16 protein-coding genes are annotated in these 18,331 nt (G+C 64.0%); 3 read left to right on the top strand and 13 right to left on the bottom strand.

The window, feature by feature from the left end; genetic code table 11:
• Positions 1–80: 80 nt before the first annotated feature.
• From GD429_RS32445 to GD429_RS32385, 13 genes are all read right to left on the bottom strand, one after another.
• Complete coding sequence (locus GD429_RS32445; RefSeq protein ID WP_152863261.1) at positions 81–1,472, bottom strand: sigma 54-interacting transcriptional regulator; 1,392 nt, start codon at positions 1,470–1,472, stop codon at positions 81–83.
• A 17-nt stretch (positions 1,473–1,489) separates the two neighbouring features.
• Positions 1,490–3,379 (bottom strand): TadG family pilus assembly protein, encoded by a 1,890-nt coding sequence (locus tag GD429_RS32440; RefSeq protein WP_321575046.1) that lies wholly within the window; start codon positions 3,377–3,379, stop codon positions 1,490–1,492.
• Positions 3,376–3,708 (bottom strand): DUF3613 domain-containing protein, encoded by a 333-nt coding sequence (locus GD429_RS32435; protein WP_152863259.1) that lies wholly within the window; start codon positions 3,706–3,708, stop codon positions 3,376–3,378. Before GD429_RS32435 ends, GD429_RS32440 begins: the two co-directional genes overlap by 4 nt.
• 24 nt (positions 3,709–3,732) lie before the next feature.
• On the bottom strand, positions 3,733–4,632 hold the full coding sequence (locus GD429_RS32430; protein ID WP_152863257.1) for a pilus assembly protein: 900 nt from the start codon (positions 4,630–4,632) through the stop codon (positions 3,733–3,735).
• 23 nt (positions 4,633–4,655) lie between these two features.
• Positions 4,656–5,666, bottom strand: coding sequence for a type II secretion system F family protein (locus GD429_RS32425; protein WP_152863255.1), 1,011 nt, complete (start codon positions 5,664–5,666; stop codon positions 4,656–4,658).
• Positions 5,667–5,670: 4 nt separating this feature from the next.
• A complete protein-coding gene (locus GD429_RS32420) occupies positions 5,671–6,645 on the bottom strand; it encodes a type II secretion system F family protein (protein ID WP_193727260.1) in 975 nt (324 codons plus the stop codon).
• Positions 6,638–7,999: a CpaF family protein gene (locus tag GD429_RS32415; RefSeq protein ID WP_152863253.1), complete on the bottom strand. Its 1,362-nt coding sequence runs from the start codon at positions 7,997–7,999 to the stop codon at positions 6,638–6,640. The genes GD429_RS32420 and GD429_RS32415 overlap by 8 nt, the downstream gene beginning before the upstream one ends.
• A gap of 3 nt (positions 8,000–8,002) precedes the next feature.
• Positions 8,003–9,283 (bottom strand): fimbrial protein, encoded by a 1,281-nt coding sequence (locus GD429_RS32410; RefSeq protein WP_152863251.1) that lies wholly within the window; start codon positions 9,281–9,283, stop codon positions 8,003–8,005.
• Between the two features lie 45 nt (positions 9,284–9,328).
• A complete protein-coding gene (locus GD429_RS32405; RefSeq protein ID WP_152863249.1) occupies positions 9,329–10,663 on the bottom strand; it encodes a type II and III secretion system protein family protein in 1,335 nt (444 codons plus the stop codon).
• Between the two features lie 66 nt (positions 10,664–10,729).
• Positions 10,730–11,632: a Flp pilus assembly protein CpaB gene (cpaB, locus tag GD429_RS32400; protein WP_152863247.1), complete on the bottom strand. Its 903-nt coding sequence runs from the start codon at positions 11,630–11,632 to the stop codon at positions 10,730–10,732.
• An 86-nt stretch (positions 11,633–11,718) separates the two neighbouring features.
• On the bottom strand, positions 11,719–12,189 hold the full coding sequence (locus tag GD429_RS32395) for a TadE/TadG family type IV pilus assembly protein (RefSeq protein WP_152863267.1): 471 nt from the start codon (positions 12,187–12,189) through the stop codon (positions 11,719–11,721).
• Positions 12,189–12,686, bottom strand: coding sequence for a prepilin peptidase (locus GD429_RS32390; protein WP_152863245.1), 498 nt, complete (start codon positions 12,684–12,686; stop codon positions 12,189–12,191). The genes GD429_RS32395 and GD429_RS32390 overlap by 1 nt, the downstream gene beginning before the upstream one ends.
• Before the next feature lie 82 nt (positions 12,687–12,768).
• Positions 12,769–12,939, bottom strand: coding sequence for a Flp family type IVb pilin (locus GD429_RS32385; protein ID WP_152863243.1), 171 nt, complete (start codon positions 12,937–12,939; stop codon positions 12,769–12,771).
• Positions 12,940–13,616: 677 nt separating this feature from the next.
• Here GD429_RS32385 and GD429_RS32375 point away from each other — a divergent pair.
• From GD429_RS32375 to GD429_RS32365, 3 genes are all read left to right on the top strand, one after another.
• Positions 13,617–15,119: a collagen-like triple helix repeat-containing protein gene (locus GD429_RS32375; RefSeq protein WP_152863241.1), complete on the top strand. Its 1,503-nt coding sequence runs from the start codon at positions 13,617–13,619 to the stop codon at positions 15,117–15,119.
• Between the two features lie 40 nt (positions 15,120–15,159).
• Positions 15,160–16,428 carry a collagen-like triple helix repeat-containing protein gene (locus GD429_RS32370; RefSeq protein WP_152863240.1) on the top strand — a complete coding sequence of 423 codons (1,269 nt, stop codon included), beginning with the start codon at positions 15,160–15,162 and terminating at the stop codon, positions 16,426–16,428.
• Between the two features lie 144 nt (positions 16,429–16,572).
• Positions 16,573–18,258, top strand: a complete 1,686-nt coding sequence (locus GD429_RS32365) for a ShlB/FhaC/HecB family hemolysin secretion/activation protein (protein ID WP_152863238.1) — start codon at positions 16,573–16,575, stop codon at positions 18,256–18,258.
• Positions 18,259–18,331: the final 73 nt, after the last annotated feature.

Raw genomic sequence — 18,331 nt, 5'->3', positions numbered from 1 at the left:
CCCCCACCCCGTCATATGGCTCATGAAGTTTTTATTCCCCGCCCGAGTCGTTGTAATCCAGCGCGATTTTATCTCATTAATTACTCGCTTTCGCGTGTCTCGGGCTCTTCGTCGAATATCTGATACTTGCGCATCTTTTCCCACAACACCTTGCGGCTGATGCCGAGCTGCTGCGCCGTGTCCTGACGCCGCCAACCGTTTGCATCGAGCGCCGCGATGACGCGGTTGCGCTCGTTCATGTCCCACTTGCTGCGATCGACGAAGACCTCGGCCACGCTCTCCGCCGGCACCGGCTGTGCCGAGCTGCGCGCGTGCGCAATCAACCGCTGCAGCCGCGCGGCATCCCACCCGCCCGTCTGCCGCACCGTCACGCCGACGCGCTCCGCGAGGTTGCGCAATTCGCGCACGTTGCCGGGGAAATAGCTGTCCGCGACCGAATCCGTCAGCCAGTACGGCAGATCCGACACCTGGGCAAGCCGGTCGTCACCGACGACCTGCGCGACGAACGACTTGAACAGCGCGATCTTGTCGACCGCGCCGCGCTCTTCCAGTGACGGAATGCTCAGCTCGATCACCGCGAGCCGGTAGTAGAGATCCGCGCGGAACAGGCCTTCCTTCACGAGCTGCGGCAGCTTCTTGTTGCTCGCGGCGACCAGGCGGAAATCGACCTTGACCGACGTCGCCGCGCCGACGCGCAGCACCGCGCCGTCCTCGAGCACGCGCAGCAGCTTGACCTGCTGGTACAGCGGCAGATCGCCGACTTCGTCGAGGAACAGCGTGCCGCCCGCCGCCTGCTCGAAATAGCCTTTATGCGCAACAACCGCGCCCGTGAACGATCCTTTCGCATGGCCGAAGAACAGCGATTCGAACAGGCCGTCCGGGATCGCGCCGCAGTTCACCGGCACGAATTCGCCGTGCCGGTAACGCGAATGCTTTTCGTGCAGCAGTTGCGCGATGCGCTCCTTGCCCACGCCGGTTTCTCCGTGCAGCAGCACGTTGGTGTCGCAATCGGCGAACGTATCGACTTCGTGCAGCAGCGCCTGCATCGATTCCGAGTGCGCGACGAGCTCGGACGGCTGTAACGTTTCGGCCGCGTGCGCACGCAGTTGCGTGACGAGCTTGCCGATCATTCCGCGCAGTTCGGCGCACGTGAAGTCGAGCGGCAGGATATGCGAATACTCGGGCGGATAATGCGACGCGTCGTGGTCGCGCGCCGCGCCGACCCAGACGACCGGCATGCCGATGTTGGCCTGCCAGTCGCGCAGGAACGCCGCGCCGGTTTCGATCATCGACACGCTGATGATCGCCAGCGACGGCCGCAACGCGGCGCGCTCGGGCGAGATCTCCGCGTTGTCGGCACGGATCACTTCGACGTCGAAGCTCGCCATGCACCGGGCGACACGGTCGACAATATCCGCCTTGCCTTCCCAGACGTACAGGTCGAGTTCTGCGATTGCGGGCGTGGTTCTCATCGGGTGGTTTTGCTTCTCTAATTGCTGACTGTTTGCGCGACGCCGCAGGTCAGCGACATCTGATGCACCGTGGCGGCACCGAGCTGGACACCAAGCAGGTCCAGCAGCGGTTCGATGATACCGTCGAGCGCGGTCAATAGCGGACTCAGAACGGTCGTCAGGACCGACAGCAGCGACGAAAGGAAATCCGGTGTGATCGTGACCGAGATGATCCCGAACAGGAGACTCACTGTCGGCGTGATCTGGGCCGCTTTCAGGCCCGCCAGCGCGTTGTTCACGGCCGAACCCAGCGCATTCGCGTTGGTCGTCCAGTAGTACGACGGATCGCTTCCGCCGCGTCCGTAGAACGTATTGGTTGCTGAATTACCGGCCAGATTCACCGAGACATTGGAGACAGTCGCGGACACCCTGACGGCCCCAGCCAAAACCGTGACGTCAAGCACCTTGGCCGGTGACGTGCAGCTGTAGTTCGCCGGCAGGTTCAGCAGATTGCCGGACGTGAGCGGCGGCTGCCCGATACAGAGATTGGCGACGCTCGGCTGTGCGCTAATAGTCGCGGAATTCGGTGATGTCAGGCAGTTGGTCGAAAGCAAGGTTGCGCTGCCAGCACCCAGCTGCACGTAAAGCGGCAGGTACACGTTCGCGGAAACCACGACCGGCAGCGGATTCACGCCCAGGTTGACGACGAGATACAGGCCGATCTGCGCATTCGTCGCGACTGTCCGCCATGCGCCGTTCGCGTTCTTCCCGCCTTCGCCGACCGCAATGGTCGGCGGGCTGATGACCTGCGCCTGCAGCTGGACGATCGATACCGAATTACCGTTCGGTAGCGTCAGCGGCACATTGGCGCCAATCACCACGCCCGGCTTGCCGCTCTGCGAGATCTGTGCCGTCGCCATGACGAGATCGAGCACGTTCACGGTCGCGTCGGCCGCCGCCTGTGCGTTCGCGAGGCCAAGCGTCAGCAGCGACGTGGCGCCCTGTCCCGCGGGGCTCGCGACGTTGATCGTCGTATTGCTGAGCAGGTTCAGGTTGAGGAGATCGTTCAGTGCACCGGTTGCGCTTGTTTGTAGGGTCGTGCCCAGCGTGGTCGTCTTTCCAACGGCCTTCACCATCGCGTTGAGCAAGGTGCCAACCGAGGCATCGGCATTGACCAGCCCGCCGATCGTCCCGTTGCCGACCGACAGCGACTGTAGCGCGACGGCGATGTCGCCAAGCTTGACGTTCGCACAGGCGAGCCCCTGGTAGGACGCAAGATTGAGGTTGAGCGGCGTGCCGCCTTGCCCTTGCAACAGCGCGCCCAGCAGTGCATTCACCAGGCCGGGGTTCCCGCTCGGCACGCCCGAGCAGCCGACGCCGCCCACCGCAGCCAGTGTCGCACCGATCGAAAAGGTATCAACGTTGGTTGCCTTCGCGGTCGACGTTGCGGTCACGGTGCGTGTCGGTCCGAAGAAGAAATACGGCAGCGTTTTGGAGACCGTCACGCGAACCGCGTTCAACTGCGTCGCCAGCGGTACCGTCGACTTCGACGAGTAGAAGGTGCTCGACGTCCCGGTTGCCGATGGCGCCCAATAGCCGCAGTCGGCCGACAACGTTGTGGTGCCGCCAGCGTCCAGCGCAAAACCGTTTGTCGACGCGTTGCTCGTCGCAACTGCGGTCACGTTCGCACACGTATCGTCCAGTTTCTGAACCGCGGCGAGCGCGGCAAGATCGGCCACGCGCTGCATGTCGCGGCGCGTGAAAAAGACGTTGCCAATGTCGATCGAACCGAGAATCACCATCGACAGCAGTATCCACACGGACGCCATGACGACGACCGAACCCCGCTGCTGCCGCGGTGACGGGCGACCTTGTCCGGTCACCCGATTCGATGCATGTCGAGCCGTGCTCATCGCCGCCCCGCTCAATACGATTGCGATGAACTCTGCCCGCCGGACGACCCGCTGCCGTTCGAGTTGACCGGCGACCCCATCGACTCCGGAATCTTGTGCTTGAACGATTCGAGATACCGTTGATAGGCAAGCGACGCGGCATCGCCCAGCATTGGCAATGCCGGTCCGGCCGCGTGATCGTCTCGCTGAAATGCAAGGAGCGCATTGGTCGCATGACCGATCTCCGACGCGTCCTGCACCGGCTGCCCGCAATATGCTGTGGTTACAGCCCCCATGAGCACGAGCAGCGCGACACCATGGCGCATACGTACAACGCGACCGGGATTCTTCTTGTTGTTCGTCATGTCAGTTTCCCCCGAATGCTTTTTTCATTGTGCAAACCGCTGCAGCAGCGGCGCAGTAGGATCGAATCCCTGGATGTTCGCCACTGGCGACGGGCGCTTGGCAACATCCGAGCCCGAAACGTTGACCACGCTCCCCGAACCGATCGGCGTCGCGACTGAAGTCGAAGTCGAAGTCGAAGTCGAAGCCGGGGACGCACGACGCCACGTGCGTGCCGCGGCGGCGATCTTCACCGCATCGTTGCGGATGTCGTTGCGGACGTCGGTCGACAGTTTCTGCTGCGTCATCAGCTTCTGCGCATCGTGTGTACGGCCGGATGCGAGTAGATACAGCACCAGATTGCTGATGATCTTCGGATTGCTCTGGTCGAGTTCCGCGGCCTTCATCAGCGGAATGCGCGCCCCCTCGATATCGCCATAGCGCAGCTTTGCATAAGCGAGATCCGAAAGCGTCGATGCATCGGTCGGCGCCAGCACGATTGCCTGCGACAACGCCTGCGCGGCTCGCAGAAAATCTCCCGCACTGCCTGCAATCAGCCCAAGCCCGCGATATCCGCGCGCGGCAAGCGTTGTGTCGAGCAACTGGGTGTAGACCGCCGTGCTCGCGGCGGGCTGGTCGGTCATGCGCAATGCATCCGCGCGCAGCAGGATCGTTTGCGGCGATGCTCCGTACTGTTTTTCGTACGCGTCGATATGAGCCAGTGATGCGTAATACAGCCCTTGCGACTGCATCCGCTCGATCAGGCCGAGATACATGCCCGGCGTATCCGGCGCCGCCTGCTTCTGGGCCGCCGCGTCCATCAGCGCCGCACGCTCGGCCTGCGGGCCAACACCGTACCCGCTTTCCTTGAACGCCGAACACGCGCCGAGCAGGCTCGCCATCACCATCACGCCGGCCACTTTCACGATTTCATCGATGCGTCTCATCTTGCTTCCTTTTGCTCCGGGCATCAGTGCTGCGCCTGACTCAGCGCGCGCAACACCGCGATCATTCCCGGTCCGGCCGTCACGATCAGCAGCGCGGGCAGCAACGTCACGATCATGACGCCCGTCATCTTCACTGTCAGCCTGCCGATCCGTTCGCGCAGCATTGCGCGGCGCGCCTCGCGCAATCGGTCACCAAACTGCTTGAGCGGCTCCTGTACCGCGCCGCCGTGTTTGTCGACCTGGATCAACAAACGCACGATCGCGCGCAGATCCTCGTTTTCAAAGCCGGACGACAGCCGCTGCAATGACTGCTCGCGCGTACGGCCGGCAGCGAATTGCCGCTGGGCAATTTCCATTTCCAATGACAACACGGGCATCATCCCCTTGAAGTCGTTCGTCACGACCTGGATGCTCTGGTCGAGTGACAGTCCGACCCCTTGCAGTAAACGAAGCATGTCGATCAGCAGCGGCAGTTCGTCGATCACCGATTGCCGACGCTGTGCCGCACGGCGTCGCAGGTAAAGCTTCGGCACCATGAAGCCGGTGACGAGGGCGATGCCCGCCCCGGCCCGCCATTGCCCGCCTGTCACGTGCGAGCCGATCAGCACGATGAAGAGCAGCGGCACGACGATCGCGCAGGCGAGCCGCGCGCTCAGGAACAACCCGCGGGTGCGCGTATCAACATAGCCGCACTGCTCCAGCAGAAGCCTATCCTCGTCCGCGACGAGATACCGGCCGATGCCGGTGTCAAGTAAGCGCATCCCGACTATCGACAGACGGTCCAGAAATTGCGTAAGACGCGACGACCTTGCACTCGCATCCCATACCCCAGGGTTCTGCCGAGATTCATCGGCCTCCTGCGCAGCCCGTGCGCCCGTTGCCTCCAGCGTCGCAGAGCGCCGCTCGAGCGCGTTGGCCAGCGTGCGATCGCTGCGCGTCTGCGCACTCGCGCGACGCACCGCGAGCAGTGCCAGCAGCACTACGCCGAGTGCGCCGAGCGCCAGAGCCAGCGAACCGAGTTGATTGGCTGTCATGCCGTCACCTGAGTTTGGCCATGTGGTACAACCAGATCCCGCCCGCGACCTGCAGCATGAAGGCGATGAACAACAGCTGACGCCCCGTGTAGTCGTTCCACATCGACTGGAGATAGAGTGGGTTCGTCGCGATGACAAAGCTGCCGATCGCAATCGGCAACATGACCAGCACCCACGCGGATAACTTCGTTTCCGACGACATCGCCGCCAACTCGCGCTCGGCCTGCTCGAGGTCGCGCATGAACGTCGACATCCGGTCGAGCATGACGTCGGCGCGACCGCCGTACCGAACCGAAAGCCGCAGCACCGAACCGACCAGTTCAAACTCCTTCGTGTGATAGACGTTGGCGATATGCCCCATCGCACGGTCGATCTCGACGCCCGTGCGCAACATCCGCGACACATGGTCCAGGCAACCGCGCAACGGCGCTTCCGTCGTCAGCAGCGCCGCCTGGAACGCCGCCGGCACGCTGTTGCCGAGCGTGACGAGACGCACGATGCCGTCGAGAAACGACGGCAACTGGCGAACGATCGTCAGGCGCCGCCGCTGAATGCGGGACACGAGCCAGAAGACGAGCAGCGACGCGCCGCACACGAGCGCGGCGATGCAACCGAGCCAGCCGCCGCGGTTGCCGGCAACGAGTCCGACCGCGACCAATCCCGACAGCGCAAGAAGCGCCTTGCCGCGCGCGTCCTCGATGCCTGCGCGACTCGCCACGTTGCCAAGGTACTCTGCGCCGATCTCACGCCAGTGCGCCCAGCGCGATGTGGGCGTGGCGGAGGCCGATGCGGCGCTTGCGACTGGCTTCGCCCCGCGCTGAATCGCACCCGCCGCTCTCGCGGCCGGTTCGATGCGGCTATCGATGAAGCGCTGCACGTCTGCGCGGCCGCGTTTCACCTCGCCGTGCCGCCAAAGCATCAACGCGGCGGCAACGCAAAGCAGCGCCATTGCAAGCACGCCTGCCATCAGGCTATACATTGAAACCCCCGCCCCCGCGGCCAAATCCGCCGCCGAACCCGCTGCCGCCACCGCCGAAGCCGCCACCCTGTAATGACTGACGGAAGCGTGCGAGCTTCGGCGAATGCGGATGAATGCCGAGCGACTCCCAGTTGTCGACCTCCTCGCCCTCGGGGGTCACGCGCGCTTCGTAGCGATACAGTTCCTGCGTCGCGATGATGTTGTCCGACAGCCCAGTCACCTCGGTGACCGAAAGGATCCGGCGCCGGCCGTTCGACAGACGGCCGATCTGCACGATGAAGTCGATGGCATTCGCGATCTGCCGGCGCAGGCTCGATTCCGTTCCCTGGAAACCCGCGAACCCGGCCAGCATCTCGAGACGATACAGACACTCGCGCGGCGAACTCGCGTGGACGGTACCCATCGATCCGTCGTGCCCCGTATTCATCGCCTGCAGCATCTCGAGCACCTCGCCGCCGCGCACTTCGCCAACGATGATGCGATCTGGTCGCATCCGCAGCGTATTGCGCAGCAGGTCGCGGATCGTCACGACGCCGTTGCCGTCGAAACCGCCCGGCCGGCTTTCGAGACGCACGACATGGGGGTGATTCAGCGACAGTTCGGCCGTATCCTCGATCGTCACGACCCGCTCGTGCTCGGGAATATGAAACGCAAGCGCATTGAGCAGCGAAGTCTTGCCGGAACTCGTGCCGCCCGACACGAGGATGTTGCAGCGCGCCTCGACCGCCGCCTCCAGCAAGGTACCGATCTCCGCATTGAACGTGCCGTTGGCGAGCAGGTCGGCCGGTTTCAGCGGATCCTTGCGGAATTTTCTGATGGATACGACAGGTCCGTCGATCGACAACGGTTCGATTACAACGTTGACACGCCCGCCGTCCGGCAACCGAGCGTCGACCATCGGATTCGATTCATCGAGACGTCGGCCGATCGGCGCAAGGATACGGCGCACGATTCGTAACAAGTGCGCGTTATCGGTGAAGCGAATCGGCAGCTTCGCCAGAATGCCGTGGCGCGACACGTAGATGTCGTTGTAGCCGTTGATCAGAATGTCCTCCACGTGCGGATCGGCGAGCAGATCCTCGATCGGCCCGAACCCCGCGAGTTCTTTCGTCAGCGCCTCGGCGATCGCCCTGACCTCGTTCTCGTTGAGCGGAATGCGCCGCAAACGCACGAAGCTGTCGATTTCCAGATCTACGAACTGATTGATCGCCTGGCGCGACCAACGGCCAAATTCGGCGCCCAGTTCCTCGATACGCGTCAGCAGATGCTCATGCGCGGCATTCTTGATGTCGTGAAACTGCTGCGACTGGGAGAACGGCGCTGCGCCGTCGGCAAATTGGATGTCGTGTGCCATCGCTTACGATCGTCTGGACGAAGGTTGAATGAAACGCTTGAGCACGGACAGGCCCAATGCGCCGCGCTGGCCGGCTGCGGTCGGGCCAACCAGTCGATCCGCAAGCGGCTCGAGCGCGCGCACGTACGGATCGCGCTCGGCCGTGTCGACAATCAGCCGCCCCTGATTGGCCGCCTGACCGATCGTCACGCGACGCGCAGGCAGCGTCGCCAGCAGCGAAATGCCGAGCCGGTCTGCGATCTGGGCCGGCGTTAGGCTCAGTGCCGCATCGTACTGGTTAACGACGAGACGAATCTTGCCGATGTCGACACCTGCGTCGCGCAGCCCTTCCAGCAGGTCGACCGCCGAGACGATCGATGCGACACCCTGATCGCAAACGAGCCACGCCTCATCGGCGACTGCAGTGATTTGGGCAACGAATTCATGGTTCGTGAATCCGCCGAGATCGACGATCTGCTGATCGAAAAACGCGCGCAGTCGATTCAGCAAGCCGACACACGCGGCATACGACACGTCGCGCAGGTCGGCGAGATTGGGCGGCAACGTGGTCAGCGCAACGCCGCTCGCGTGTCGCGTCAGCGCCGTGTTCACGAACGTCCGGTCGATGCGCCGCAGATTGCGCACGGCCTCGACGAAGTGAAAATCGCAGCGCGTGTTAAGGAACAGCGCACTATCGCCCGCGGGAAGCCCAAGATCGACAAGCGCGGTCTGCCGCGCGTGAGGCGCGGCAACACCGAACGCGAGCGCGCCCCCCTCTGTGTCGCCCGAACCGTTGCGCTTGTGCAACCACACCGAGAGATTCGCGGCGAGCGTGCTGACGCCCATCCCCGCACGCGCGCCGAGCAACGCGACGAGTTTGCCATGCCGATTGGCCGGCTCCGTGCCGGTGTGCTCCAGCAAACCCCGGGTGATCCGCAACGCGTCGTCGGCGCTACCCGACACGTCGATGAAATCGCGCACGCCGGCCCGCAGTGCGGCCAGCGCGCTTTCTGGCTCCGAGAGCGAGCCGAGCGCGACGACCGGCAGGCCCGGGTGGGCGAGACGCACGGCGGCCGCCGCGGCGCTTGCCGCTGCTTGCACACGGGAAAAATCGATGAAGACGATCGCGGGATTGAGCCCCACGATGCGCTGGCTCAGCGCGCCCGGGTCGAGCGACAACGCTTCCACCGTACCGGCCGACACGAGAGTCTCGCCCAGCCAGCGGACATGCTCGTCCTGCTGCGATGCGCATACGAAATAGTCGGTCACGGCAGGTTCAGCCAACGAAAGGGTTCTCGCGTTCATGTTGAACACCCCCGGTTACATATCGCGCGACATCTTGTCTCGCGTTCATTTCGAAAATCCGGGCGCTGCATCGGGTGACGCGATACCGCCGAGATACGACCGCCACACGGGGCCATCACGCTGTTCGGACAGTTCGCCCGGCGTGGTCGGCAACGGTGCACCCTTCGCGATCGGCGCAACGAGATGCGGCGTCACGATAATCACCAATTCCTTGTCGTTTTGCTGGTAGTTCAGCGACTTGAAGAACGCGCCAATAATCGGCAGATCGCCAAGGACCGGCACCTTGTTGATGTTCGACATCGTTTCGCGGTCGATCAGACCTCCGATCACGAAGCTTTCCCCGTCACCGAGTTCGACCGTTGTATCCGCGCGGCGGGTCGTGATCGCCGGCACCGACACACTGTTGATCGTGACGCCATGCTGGAAATCGAGCTGACTCGATTCCGGGGCCACCTTGAGCGCGATGCGGCGTTGGCTCAGCACGGTCGGCGTCAGTGTGAGGCCGACGCCGTACTGCTTCCAGTCGATCGCCGTCGAGCCGAGTGCCTGCGGCACCGGGACAGGAATTTCGCCGCCGGCGAGAAAACTGGCGCTTTGCCCGGACAACGCCACCAGGGTCGGCTGCGCCAGCACGCGAGCGAGGTTGTTCGCCTCGAGAATCGAAATATTGCCGAAGATGCCACGGCCCGCCGAATTCACCACCAGATTGAACGCGGATGCAATCGGAATGCCGGCCGTCGCCTGGAACGCCGACGTCGCGCCACCGGTCACCGACTGGAGACCACCCGGTGAAAATGCACCGAATGCGAATCCATTGCTCTGCTTGAAGAAATTCAGCCCTGCTTCCTTTAGCACCGAACGGCTGAATTCAACGACCCGTACGTCGACTTGTACGACGCTCCGGTTACCGACAGTCGATGCATCTATCACTGCGCCGTTCTTGCTCCCCATCCGCTTGCCGACGGCAACCGCCCGTTCGTGCTCTTCGAGCGACGCCGCCGAGCCCGACACGACAGCAGTGCCGCCGTACGCCTTCACGCCCGGCCCCGAGCCGTCCAGCACGGCCTGTGCGGCCGCATCAACGACATTGATGTTCCAGATCGTCGGTTCATCGCGACCACGCTCCCACAGCATCACGTTCGTCGAACCCGGTGCCTTCGCAACCAGCAGCACGGTACCGGCACGCCCCCCCTTCATGACCAGCACGTCGACGACCGACGGATCCCCAACCGCGATCCGCTGCAGCGTGCGACCAGTAGCGATCTGGCGCTGCGAGCCGACCGCAAGATCGATCGAACCGTTTGCGCCGGCCGCCCCGGCCAATACGGCGAAGGTCATCACCCAGATGGCAATCGCGTATGCAATCAGTTTTTTTGTCATTGTGTCGGAGACCGTCGTACGGCCCTCTCCCTTCCGTTGCTGCTGTCAATGATCGTGTTTAAGTTGTCAATAGGCGACCGTTTCGGCTCGCCCACCCCGAATCACTTCGATGCTGCTTCCGCCCCCCCGGGCGACGATCGGCGCGCGCGGCGCTGCCTGCACGCGGGGAACATGGCGCGCACGCACGCCCGACAATTCATCGAGCCACACGCCGGCAGCAGCCTGCCCCGAGGGCGTCAATTCGTCGGTAGTACGAATCGCGATCGTCTGAGCCGCGACCTCATCGTCGCGCGGATTCCGCAGCGCGAGCGTCAGACGGCCACTTGCTTCGGCGAGCGTCAGCGCATCGACCTGTGCCGTCGGCACGGCGAGCACCGCGGTCCGTACCGCGCCGCCCGGCCCGCCGCTACCGTCATGCTCCGGCGTCGCGTCTCCGAACGACAGGACCCGCAGCTTCGACATCAGTAGTCGCGCCTGTGAATTGGGAATCTCCGAGCCGGTTTGCGTCATACCCGAGCCATCGCGCCGCAAATTCAGGAACACGTCGACAAAGTTGCCGGGCCGCAACCGGTTTCCGACCGCATTTGTCTCGTCAACCTTGACGGCCACTGCCCGCTCCCCCGGCGCCACCTGGTTGGCCAGTCCCGATGTCAACCCTCCCTCCACTACCGGCGCAGCAGCAAGAATGTCGTTCGCAGGCACGCGACCAACAAGCATCGACGGATCATTGAACCCGCCAATCGGCATCATGGGCACCGAGGCAAGCTTCAGTGCATCGGCCGGAATCGGTTGACCAGCCGGCAACAAACGCGCCGCCACGACGACTGGCACCGTTTGCACCATCGCAACGGACGGCGCCGCGTCCCGCGGATGGGCCGGGCCGCGACCGAGCATCCACGCATAGATCCCGAGCAGTACAGCAATCGCGATCAGCAGCCCGGCGATAATCTTCGTCAAGTTGTTGCCCATGGTGAATGTTGAGTGCAGTAAATGTTGTTATATCGAAATGCGGACACCGCTTTGCGCCTGTCGCCGCACCCCGCCCGGCGTCCGTTTCATAAAATGGTCGCCGGATTGATCTGCACCGTTGCCGTGCCAGTCAACTGCGTCGGCGTAACGAGTCCGAGCAAGGGCAGCGACGGAATCAGCGGATGGGTCTTGTACGGATACGTCACCGTGACCGTCACGCAATACATTGTCGCGTCGTAACTGCATGCCCCCGACACCGGCGTCGGAATGTGAACGTTGGTCAACCATGATGTCAGCCCGACCGCCGTCGACCGCGCCGCGTTCGCCCTGTCTGTCAGCGCTTGCGCCCCCGACCCATTGGCCTCGTAGACATAATTCAGCGCCGTGCGCGCCCCTTCGGTCGCCGCGAGCGTCAAACCTTGCTGAACCGCGAAGATCAGTCCAAACATCACGATCGCGTACAGGATCAGGAAGAACAGCGGAAACACCAGCGCGAACTCGACAGCCGTCGCCCCCAACTGACGCCGCCACGACCGTGGCCGGCACTGTCGTTTCATTACACCCCCCCGGTAACGACGAGATAGGTCAGCCATATCGCTGCCGGAGCGACGAGACAGGCTGCGTATGGCGTCGCCCGTCGCGTGCCAAGCGCAAGCGTCGGCGAACGGTGCGACCACAGTGCGCCAACCGGCGTATGCGTAAGCATCATCAGCACGACGACATGCACACCGGCCGCAAGGCTGGCGACCACCCACAACCACTGCAGTACTGACAAACCGCACCACGCGCCGAGAACCGCGAACACTTTCACGTCCGCCGCGCCCATGACGCGAAATGCAAAAAACGGAAAGAAACCAACGAATCCGACCAGCATGCCGATCAATGCCTGTTCGGCTGATATACCAAATGGATTTGCATTGACTAGTGCACTCGCAAGCGCCGCAACGAGCCCGACGACGACAAGCGAATTTCGGACGAGCCGAAGTCGAATATCACCGGCGGCAACGAGCGTCGCCCAGGCAAAAAAAATGCTGGTGCTGAGAAGATGTGCCATATCGCGACCGACCGCGCAAGTCGACGTAACGGCGGGCGAACTGCAACCGCAGCTCACCCGCCACCCACCGAACTACGAAAGATCAACCGGCCGGTAACGACGAGGCAATCGTGGAGAACAGAGCCGCGATCTTCGTACCGATAGTCGTCACACTACCGATGATCAAGGCCGCAATCAGACCCGCAATCAGACCATACTCGATCGCGGTAACCCCGTCTTCTTCCCGAAGGAAGCGAATCATCATTGCTTTCATTTTATTCCTCGTGCCTGTATTTACGTTCTTTGGCCTTTTATACGTATACATCCCCGCATATCTGGCCGTTGCCCCGCGCTGTTCGCCATATCTGCTGCAACGACAACCGGGTGCGCTTTCTTTATAGGTCACCCCGAAGGGCGTGTCTCACGATTTGATGCAAGTTAACATTCGCGATAGTGACCCTCCTCGAACGTTGTGTACCGAACCGTACATTTGCTTACATCTGCCTCGGATTCTATATCCGATCCTATTTATCTTCCAACCTCTTTCAACGGCTCGGATCGAAAAAAATGACCTCAAGCACGACGTATTTGTACGGTGTTTCGGTAGGTCTTACACATAGGATTTACGATAGGTTAGATGTGCATACCTAATCCACCAGTAAAACAATTGCCTCGTCCACCAAGCCCGCGCGGACCCCACGTTACGCCGCACCCGTAACGCCAATGTTGTGACGTTACGTTACGAAACGGCCGAAACCGTTCTCATTTGCCCGCGCTTAAACAGATTCAACAATCTTTCAATTTCCATAACTTCCTTTTCCGACAAGGAATTGCCTCGTTTAAAACCTGTCGTCGAACCGTCGGCCATCGAAATGGCACGACAGTTGCAGAGTAGTCCTCGCGGCACTCAACACAACGAAGTTCACAACACATTTTGAATGCGAGGAAGAAATGGACATTAAGGTTATCCCCCATGGCGTGTTCCGGACGACTCTGATCGCGGCCACCGTTGCAGCCATGCTTTCCCTCTCCGCGTGCGGCGGCTCCGGTTCCATCAGCCAAGGCCTCGGCGGCGGCTCGGGCTCCGGCGGCGGCGATTCGATCTCCACGTCGGGTGGCGGCACCTCCGGCGGCACGTCGGGTTCGACGAGCGGCGGCACGTCGGGCAGCACCAGCGGCAGCACGAGCGGTTCGACGAGCGGCAGCACCAGCGGCTCGACGAGCGGAACGACCAGCGGCACGAGCGGCACCTCGGGTGTGTCGTCGAACGCGGTGGGCAGTGTCCTCGCAAACGGCAGCAATCTCGTCACGGGTGTCGGCGGAGCCGTCTCGGGCCTCGGCACCGTCATCGCCAACCAGTCGCTGCCAGGCGTCAACCCGGGCACTACGCAAGCCGCGGGCGGCATCGTGCAGAGCGTCGGCGGCGCGGTGACCGCGCTCGGCAACGGCCTCGGCAATGGTCTTGGCCAGCTCGGCGCGACGAAGGATCCGATCGGCACCACGGTCGCCAGCACGGGCGGCGTGGTCAATCAGCTCGGCGGTGCCGTCACGCAGACCGGCAACCTGGTCACGAGCCTCGGCAGCGGCCCGCTGTCGCCGCTTGCGCCGGTCACGGGCGCCGTCGGCGGCCTCGTGTCGACGCTCGGCGGCGCCGTATCGAACGGCGGCACCACCCTCACCAATGCGCTGTCGACCGGCCCGATCCAGCAGGTCACGCAGACGGTCAGCTCCGCCATCACGCCGATCACGACGATGGTCGGCCAGACGACCCAGACGATCGGCACGACGACCGGCCTCGGCGCCCCCGTCAACACGCTGCTCGGCACAGTCGGCAACGGCCTGAACCAGGCCGGCGCGCTGCTCGCGTCGGCAGGCGGCAACCCTGTCACGACGGGCCTCGGCAACACCGTCTCGGCGACGGGCAATACCGTGAAGTCCGTCGGCGGCCTGCTCACCGGCGGCACCGGCGGCGCGACCAACCCGCTCGCTCCGCTCACGGGCCTCGTCTCCACGGTTACGGGTGCTCTCGGTGGCGCAACGGGCGGCGGCAGCGGCCCGCTCGCCCCGGTCACCGGTCTCGTCTCCACGGTCACCGGTGCGCTCGGCGGCGCAACGGGCGGCAGCGGCAGCCCGCTCGCCCCGGTCACGGGCCTCGTCTCGACGGTTACCGGTGCACTGGGTGGCGCAGCAGGCGGCAGCGGTAGCCCGCTCGCCCCGGTCACGGGTCTCCTCGGCGCAGTCACGGGCGCACTCGGCGGCACGACGGGTGGCGCGGGCGGCAGCAGCCCGCTCGCCCCGGTGACGAACGCCGTGTCCACGGTCACCAGCACGGTCGGCGCACCGGCACTGACCGGCGGCACGGGTGCCGTCACGAACCCTGGCTCGTCGTCGAATCCGCTCGCGCCTGTCACGTCGCTGATCGGCGGCCTGCTCGGCGGCACGCACGGCAAGTAAACCGATATCCATTCATCGACAAGACAGCGAGGAGTCCATCATGTCCCAGCAACGTTCTCTCACGACGATCACTCTGCGCCAGTGGCGCGCGCCCCTCACCGCCTTCGCCGCAGCCTGCCTGCTGGCCGCCTGCGGCGGCGGCGGCGTCAGCTCGCCGCCGACCAGCAGCAACAACGGCCCGAGCAGCACGAGCGGCACGCCCAGCACGAGCGGCACCAGCGGCACGTCCACGGGCACCAAGGGTGTCGTCAGCACGGTCGGCCAGACAGCCACCGACCTTGGCAGCACGGTCGGCAACATCAGCCTGCCGGGCCTCGGTGACGGCGTGACGAAGGGCGTCGGCAGCACGCTCTCCAGCACGAGCACGATCGTCGGCGCGGCCGCCGATGCGGTAAGCAACGGGCTGGGACAGATCGGCTCGACGAAGGATCCGGTCGGCACGACGGTTGCCGGTCTCGGCAATGTCGTCGGCGCGACGAGCAACACGGTCTCCGGCCTGAGCTCGACGGTCAAGGCGCTCGGCACGGGCCCGCTCGCGCCGCTCGCCCCCGTCACGACCCCGGTCGGCACCGCTCTCGACACGGTCGCCAACGGCCTGACGGCCGCCGGCACGACGATCGGTTCGACGCTGTCGTCGGGCGCCGTGCAGCAGGTCACGCAGCCGCTCAGCTCCGCGATCACGCCGCTCGTGATCACCGCCGGCCAGGTCACGCAACAGGTCGGCACGACAACCGGCCTCGGCCAGCCCGTCTCGGGCCTGCTCGGCCAGATCGGCGGCGCGATCAGCTCGGCCGGCAAGCAGGTCGGCAGCACGTCGAACCAGCCGCTCGTCGGCGATGTTGGTCAACTCGTGACCGCAGTCGGCAACACCGTGACCAACGCGGGCGGTCTCGTCAATCCGAACGGCCCGAACGGCGCGGCACCGATCCCCGGCCTGATCACGAGCCTTGTCGGCGGCTCGACGGCTACCGTCCAGAACGGCACGTCGTCGGGCTCCGGTTCGACGAACCCGCTCGGTGGCCTGCTGTCGGGTCTTGGCTCGACGCCGCTCGGCTCGCTTACGGGCGCACTCGGCGGTGCAACGGGCGGCGCAGGCAGTGCAAACCCGCTCGCGCCTGTCACCGGTTTGCTGAATACTGTCACCGGAGCGGTGGGCGGCGCAGCAGGATCCGGGGGGGCGAGCCCGCTCGCGCCGATCACGTCGCTGGTCGGCGGCGTGTCGGGTACGGCATCGTCGGGTGGCGGTTCGACGGGCCTGCTGGCACCGGTAACGGGGTTGCTGGGCACGCTGGGTAGCGTTGGCAAGTAAGGAGGACGGTCGCACCTTCGCAGCCGGAGCGAATCGCGCGACCGTACCAATACACCCGGCATTGCGGCACGCGGCGCGCGACACCCTGGTGTCGCGCGCCGGCATTAGAAAGAAGATGAAAAGCAAGGCCAACGAGGAATAACAATGAAATCCAGACTCGACAGATGGATGATGCTGCTCGCCATCGCGGCGGCAAGCACGGCACAAGCACAAACGCGCGTCGGAGGTAACCCGCTCGACTCCCTGCCCCAGATCAACGCACCGAAAACCGGCCCGAACGTCACAGTGCAGGTCGCACCCCAGGCGCCGCAACTGCAGGAGCTGCTGTCGCGACACCTGACGCCGACGACGTTCCAGGTCGAAGGCGTGAAGTCGGTGCCGTTCGAGGAAATCTCGCGTCGCTTCACACCCCTCGTCGGCAAGGACATCACGATCGGCGAGTTGATCGAAACCGCCAACGGCGTGACGAAGCTGTACCAGGATCGCGGCTACGCGTTGTCGTTCGCGTTCGTTCCCGCGCAGACGTTCGAGAACGGCGTCGTGCGCATCACGGTTGTCGAAGGCTATGTGTCGGACGTCAAGGTCACCGGCAAGCCCGGCGCGATGGAACCGAAGATTCGCGCGATCGCCGCGCATATCACTGCGGATCGTCCGCTGCGCCGCGCGACGTTCGAGCGCTACGTGAACACGTTCGGCCTGCTGCCCGGCCTCACGGTGAAGGCGAACGTGCCGCCGCCGCAAACCACCGAAGGAGCCACGACACTCGAACTCGCGGTCGACCGCAAGCCGTTCAACGTCAGCACCGGTATCGACTTCAACCACCCGGGCGTCCAGGGCCTCATCACCGTGACCGAAAACGGCCTGACGTCGTTCGGCGAGCAACTGAGCATCTCCGCGCTGGCGCCGCCGGGGCGTGACAAGCAGACCTACTTCGCATTCAGCGGCGCAGTACCCGTCGGCAGCAGCGGCCTGATCACGCGCCTCGACGCAAGCACCTATCGCGGCAAGCCGACCAACAACCCGGGCCTGCCGTCATATGTCGAACGCACCGTCAAGAACGAGAAGCTCGGTCTTTCGGCATCCTATCCATTGCTGCTGAACAACCAGCGCAGCCTGCTCGGCACGGTTTCAGGCTACGCATCGCACAACGAAGACCGTTACCAGAACCAGATCAACGGCGCGACGCTCGACACGCGCTCGCAGGTCCGCGTGCTGCAGATGCAGCTCGACTACACGAGCGTTTCGCCGAAACAGGTTCAGAAGCTGAGCGTCAACGTTGCGAAGGGGTTCAACATCCTCGGCGCGTCGAAAGCGCAGGATGTGACCGTCGGCACGACGACGACTTCGGTGAACAGCCCGATTTCGCTGACCTTCGTCCGCACCGGCGCGACCTTCACTCAAACCAACGAATGGCCGTTCCGGATCGGCACGTCGGTTTCGCTGACCGGGCAATACAGCCCCGACTCGCTGCCGACGTCCGAGCAGATCTCGTTCGGCTCGACCCGCTACGCGCTCGGCTACCAGCCTGGCGAAACGTCGGGCGACTCGGGCTGGGGGATGTCGCTGGAGGTCAACCGCGGCTTCTCGCCCGGCTGGACGTATATGAAATCCGTCACGCCGTACATTGCGTATGACATGGCGCGCGTGTACCTGCACTCGGGCACGCCGTCGCCGAGCCGGATGTCGTCGGTCGGCATCGGCGTGCGGTTCACGGACAGCCGTTACTACAGTCTCGACCTGAACGTCGCGAAACCGGTTGGCGACGCGCCAGTCGAAAGCGCGTCGCGCAGCCCGCGCATCAACGCCGCATTCTCGTATCAGCTCAACTGATCGGTCACCAAACAGCCCGCGTCATCACGCGGGCTGTTTCGATTAGAGTCCCCTCTATAAAACGTGGCGCGCG

The organism is Burkholderia sp. BE17, assembly GCF_009362305.1.
GTDB lineage: Bacteria > Pseudomonadota > Gammaproteobacteria > Burkholderiales > Burkholderiaceae > Burkholderia > Burkholderia pyrrocinia_C.
Note: the sequence above shows the minus strand (reverse complement) of the source record. Positions and strands in the feature narration are given on the sequence as shown.